The sequence below is a fragment of the Nostoc sp. 2RC genome (assembly GCF_014222165.1).
Classification (GTDB): Bacteria; Cyanobacteriota; Cyanobacteriia; order Cyanobacteriales; family Nostocaceae; genus Nostoc; species Nostoc linckia.
Genome location: NZ_JACKZU010000535.1, coordinates 1 through 3,902 on the forward strand (window position 1 = coordinate 1; position 3,902 = coordinate 3,902).

Here is a 3,902-nt window from a genome sequence, read left to right on the forward strand (position 1 = left end):
CGAGGCTCAACCATACTCTCTGTGTTAGTTTTTGCGATCGCACTTAATTATACTTTGGCGAGAGTGACAAAAGAGGGTTAAGATAAAGCAGAAGGCAGAAGGCAGGACGTAGGAGAGAAAAGGGTCTTAGCTTTATAATTTTTCTTGACATAGTTTTGTTTGATTATGCCAACTTACATTAGATGTAAGTTTCATACAAGAAAAATCGTAGGACGCTAGGGAAGAATTCAGCAGCTGCAAATTAACTCGCTGATGAACTTCTGGTGTATTCAAAAGCTAGTTTATCCTAATTAATAGCCAAACGAACACATTGGCTCATCCAAATCCAAATTGATATAGAGCCACAAAGTTATTAATCTTCAAAAATTAGGTGACAAAAAGAAACACCTAATTGTTGATGAAAAATAATTTCATAACTCTATAAATTTATTTAGATATTTTTTGTATACTGCTAATTACAGTATTTATACTGAATCAAAGCAATTTTGGCAAAATCAACGTTTTTTTAGGACACCAGCAGCCAGAAATCATATAGCTTTCAACTATTCAGCGTTTAGGATTTTTGGTACTTTGAAAAATTCGCCTTCTTGTTCGGGGGCAGCGTTGAGGATGCTTTCACGGTCAGAATAGGGTTGTAACTCATCTTCTCGTGTAATATTACTTACATCTATTGCCCGCGTTGTTGGAAGTACATCACTAACATCAAGTTCATTCAGTTGTTGAATATAGTCAAGAATATTTGCCAACTGGTTAGTAAATTGTTGTTCTTCTTCTGGTGTCAACTCTAAGCGAGCAAGATTAGCTACTTTGTGGACTTGTTCTTGGTCAATCATATTTTTTTAGTTAGGAGTTAGGAGTTAGGAGTTAGGAGTGAAGAATTAGGAGTTAGGAGTTAGCCATAATTCGTAACTTTTAACTCTTAATTCCTCACTTTTTCTCACTTCTAGAAGAATACGTCAATTTGCGATCGCCCTGTGGTCTTCAACCAGTTTTGAGCTTCAATGTAGTTATTGGGAGCCATACGAATAGCTCGAATCCAATAGTCTGCTGCTTGGTCAAACAGTGCTTCGCCACCGTCGTTATCCCCAGCTTCTTTGGCTTTTTCGCCTTTGTAATGATAAATCACGGCGATGTTGTTCAAAGCTTGGGGCATACGTGGGTTTAACTCAATTGCTTGGTGGTACAGTTCTAAAGCTTTTTCGTGGTCGCCATTGCTGGCGTAGATTAAACCCATGTTGTAGAGAATGTAGCCGCGATCGTTGGGGTCTTCCTCTAGTGTTAACGCTTCTTCATAGTATTCCAGTGCTTCTGCATATTCTCCTTCTGCTTGGGCTGACATGCCATCTCGGTAATAAACAAAGGCTTCTTTAGCTTTTTTGTTGGCTGGCAGAATCTTGAGAATGATATCCGCCATCACTGTAAAAGATTTGTCAATGAAGTTATCGTTTTTTTGCGTTCTTGGCATAGTTGTCTCTCGGTACTGGGTATTGGGGACTGGGCGTCAGGAAAACTCTTCTCTAGTCCATAGTATACAGTCCCAGTCCCCAGTCCCTAGCCTCCACTCATTGGCACGATGCATTCCGGACTGTTATGCCGAGAGTTGTTTACTAAGGTGCTGACTGGATAAGCGGTCATCGCTGCGGCTGGATAAGACCGCAATAACTGTTGTAGGGTTTGGGGCGTTTGCACTTGCGAATCTAGCCATAAATCGTAATCTTGTGGGTCTAGAATCACTGGCATTCGCTCGTGAATAGGTTGGAGTAATTCGTTGGCTGCTGTTGTCAAAATTGTACAAGAAGTTATTTCTTCGTTGCTAGGGGATTGCCATCTCTCCCATAAACCCGCAAAAGCAAAGGGTTGCCCATCTTGGAGACGAAAATAAAATGGCTGCTTCTTACCTTGTTGACGTTGCCATTCATAAAAGCCATCAGCTAGCACTAAACAGCGTCGATGCTTAAAAGCCGAACGAAAAGCCGGTTTTTCAGCAACTGTTTCCGCCCTGGCGTTGATGGTTTTTGCCCCTATTCCCGGATCTTTTGCCCATGAAGGAATTAACCCCCAATGCAACTGCTGAAATTCACGTTTTTTGCTTTCGGGATTTTGTAACACTATTGCTACTTTTTGCGTAGGTGCAATGTTATATTCAGCTGGTAAATCTGGAAGTTGCTGAACATCGAAAATTTTAGCTAAGGCTTCTACTGGCTGGTTTAGAGTAAATCTTCCACACATACTTTAATTCTCGATCGCTGCATAAATTAAACTTCTCAATGTAGAAATAAATAATACTTTTTTTATTTTTAAGGATGATTTTATCTCGTACTCAGAAGTTAAATATAAAAGAAATTATCCTGATTTTGTAAAATATTTTGGTAAGATAATGTATTTTGAACTCTTAGTTACCAACAAATTGCTTATTGTATTTTAACATGGAACTACTGCGTTTGTACGATTTTTTACCTTCTGGTAATGCTTACAAGATACGTCTTTTATTGACACAACTAGGTATGCCTTTTGAGAGGGTAGAGGTTAACATCTTAAAAGGCGAGACTCGAACGCCAGAATTTTTGAGCAAAAATCCCAACGGCAAGATTCCAGTACTGGAAATTGAGCCAGGAAAATACTTGGCAGAGTCAAATGCTATATTGGTTTACCTGAGTGAAGGTACAGAATTTTTACCCTACGATCGCTTCTTGCGAGCCCAGGTCTTCCAATGGTTATTTTTTGAACAATACAGCCTTGAACCGTTTATTGCTACCTCAAGATTTTGGATTTCTATTTTAGGTAAAGCTGAAGAATATAGTGAAGCATTAAAGCAGAAACGCGAACCAGGTTATGCAGCACTTAACTTGATGGAAAAACACTTGAGTTATCATACTTTTTTAGTAGGAGAACGTTATACCATCGCTGATATTGCCTTGTTCGCTTACACTCATGTAGCTGATGAAGGTGGGTTTGATTTAACACAATTTCCTGCTATCCAAGCCTGGATAGAAAGAGTCAAAGCTCAGTCCAGATATATCAGTATCAAGGATGTACACAAAGAAATAGAATTTTAAAAATTCTATTTTCTCAGAAGCCTGTGCCTCTCGATTTTCGATGGCATCCAGTGATATATAACATTACATGAAGTTTTACCAAGCAGCGAACAATTAAAGATAGAATAGCTAATACTAAATAGCCGTGTGAATTTCAATTAGCTTTTGTCGAGAGGACAAGCCGGACTTAATTCTAATATCAGATTTAGCTACACCAAATTTCTCTGCTAGAAGTTTAATTAATTCTTCATTAGCCTTGCCATCAACTGGGGGCGATTTTAGATATACAATCAGGCTTTCATCTGGTTGTTCTAATATTTTTTGTTGTTTGGAATTAGGTTTAACTTTGACTTTTTTTTGCATAACCGATTTTTTGTAATTGTTGTAGCCACAACCAACCTAAAATACAACCCACTAAGTAATGAGGAAAATCCCACCAAACAAAGGTAGTACCAAGTAACAATTTACCGATGAAGGTGGCGCGAATGTTGTCTAATAGTGGCAGATGCCAAAGTTGCAAAAATTCTATTATACAGGTGATAACAAAAACCCATATTGGAATTTGGATGACTGCGGCTCGACTTCTAAAAAACCAAAATCCAAACAGACACCAAAATATTTCGTAAAGTATATCTCCTCCGTAATCATTAAACCACTTATAGCCAGGGCCAGTGTAATACTTAAACAAAAAACCCATCGGTACAACGATGAGCATAGAAAGAAGAATATATCTTGTTTGGTTTTGGTTGCGATGCATTTTTTGAAACCTTAGAGACTAAGCAAAATTTTAGCCTCTGTGGGAGGTGTGGGAGGTGTGGGAGGATAGTGAAGAAATCTTTCCCCCCCCTCTTCCCACACTCCCCACAC

The 3,902-nt window shown here is 38.7% G+C and carries 6 protein-coding genes; 1 reads left to right on the plus strand and 5 read right to left on the minus strand.

Annotated elements, in window-relative coordinates; all coding sequences use genetic code 11:
- Positions 1–542: 542 nt before the first annotated feature.
- The 3 genes from gatC to GNE10_RS32710 form a co-directional block, all read right to left on the minus strand.
- On the minus strand, positions 543–833 hold the full coding sequence (gene gatC, locus GNE10_RS32700) for an Asp-tRNA(Asn)/Glu-tRNA(Gln) amidotransferase subunit GatC (RefSeq protein ID WP_185570173.1): 291 nt from the start codon (positions 831–833) through the stop codon (positions 543–545).
- 110 nt (positions 834–943) lie between these two features.
- Positions 944–1,465, minus strand: a complete 522-nt coding sequence (locus tag GNE10_RS32705) for a photosystem I assembly protein Ycf3 (protein ID WP_099066809.1) — start codon at positions 1,463–1,465, stop codon at positions 944–946.
- A gap of 86 nt (positions 1,466–1,551) precedes the next feature.
- The gene (locus tag GNE10_RS32710) at positions 1,552–2,229 is read right to left on the minus strand and encodes an SOS response-associated peptidase (RefSeq protein WP_185570175.1); all 678 of its coding nucleotides are present in this window, start codon (positions 2,227–2,229) and stop codon (positions 1,552–1,554) included.
- A gap of 197 nt (positions 2,230–2,426) precedes the next feature.
- Between GNE10_RS32710 and GNE10_RS32715 the strand changes: the two genes are divergently transcribed.
- Positions 2,427–3,056: a glutathione S-transferase family protein gene (locus GNE10_RS32715; RefSeq protein ID WP_099066811.1), complete on the plus strand. Its 630-nt coding sequence runs from the start codon at positions 2,427–2,429 to the stop codon at positions 3,054–3,056.
- Positions 3,057–3,170: 114 nt separating this feature from the next.
- On the opposite strand, the gene GNE10_RS32720 is transcribed toward GNE10_RS32715, so the two are convergent.
- Complete coding sequence (locus GNE10_RS32720; protein ID WP_099066812.1) at positions 3,171–3,398, minus strand: DUF167 domain-containing protein; 228 nt, start codon at positions 3,396–3,398, stop codon at positions 3,171–3,173.
- The gene (locus GNE10_RS32725) at positions 3,376–3,792 is read right to left on the minus strand and encodes a DUF2809 domain-containing protein (protein ID WP_099066813.1); all 417 of its coding nucleotides are present in this window, start codon (positions 3,790–3,792) and stop codon (positions 3,376–3,378) included. Before GNE10_RS32725 ends, GNE10_RS32720 begins: the two co-directional genes overlap by 23 nt.
- Positions 3,793–3,902 lie beyond the last annotated feature (110 nt).

Bases quoted from the DNA above. Each gene is read 5' to 3' on its own strand.
- gatC (WP_185570173.1), bottom strand. From the start codon at position 833: ATGATTGACCAAGAACAAGTCCACAAAGTAGCTAATCTTGCTCGCTTA.
- GNE10_RS32720 (WP_099066812.1), bottom strand. From the start codon at position 3,398: ATGCAAAAAAAAGTCAAAGTTAAACCTAATTCCAAACAACAAAAAATA.
- GNE10_RS32710 (WP_185570175.1), bottom strand. From the start codon at position 2,229: ATGTGTGGAAGATTTACTCTAAACCAGCCAGTAGAAGCCTTAGCTAAA.
- GNE10_RS32715 (WP_099066811.1), top strand. From the start codon at position 2,427: ATGGAACTACTGCGTTTGTACGATTTTTTACCTTCTGGTAATGCTTAC.
- GNE10_RS32705 (WP_099066809.1), bottom strand. From the start codon at position 1,465: ATGCCAAGAACGCAAAAAAACGATAACTTCATTGACAAATCTTTTACA.
- GNE10_RS32725 (WP_099066813.1), bottom strand. From the start codon at position 3,792: ATGCATCGCAACCAAAACCAAACAAGATATATTCTTCTTTCTATGCTC.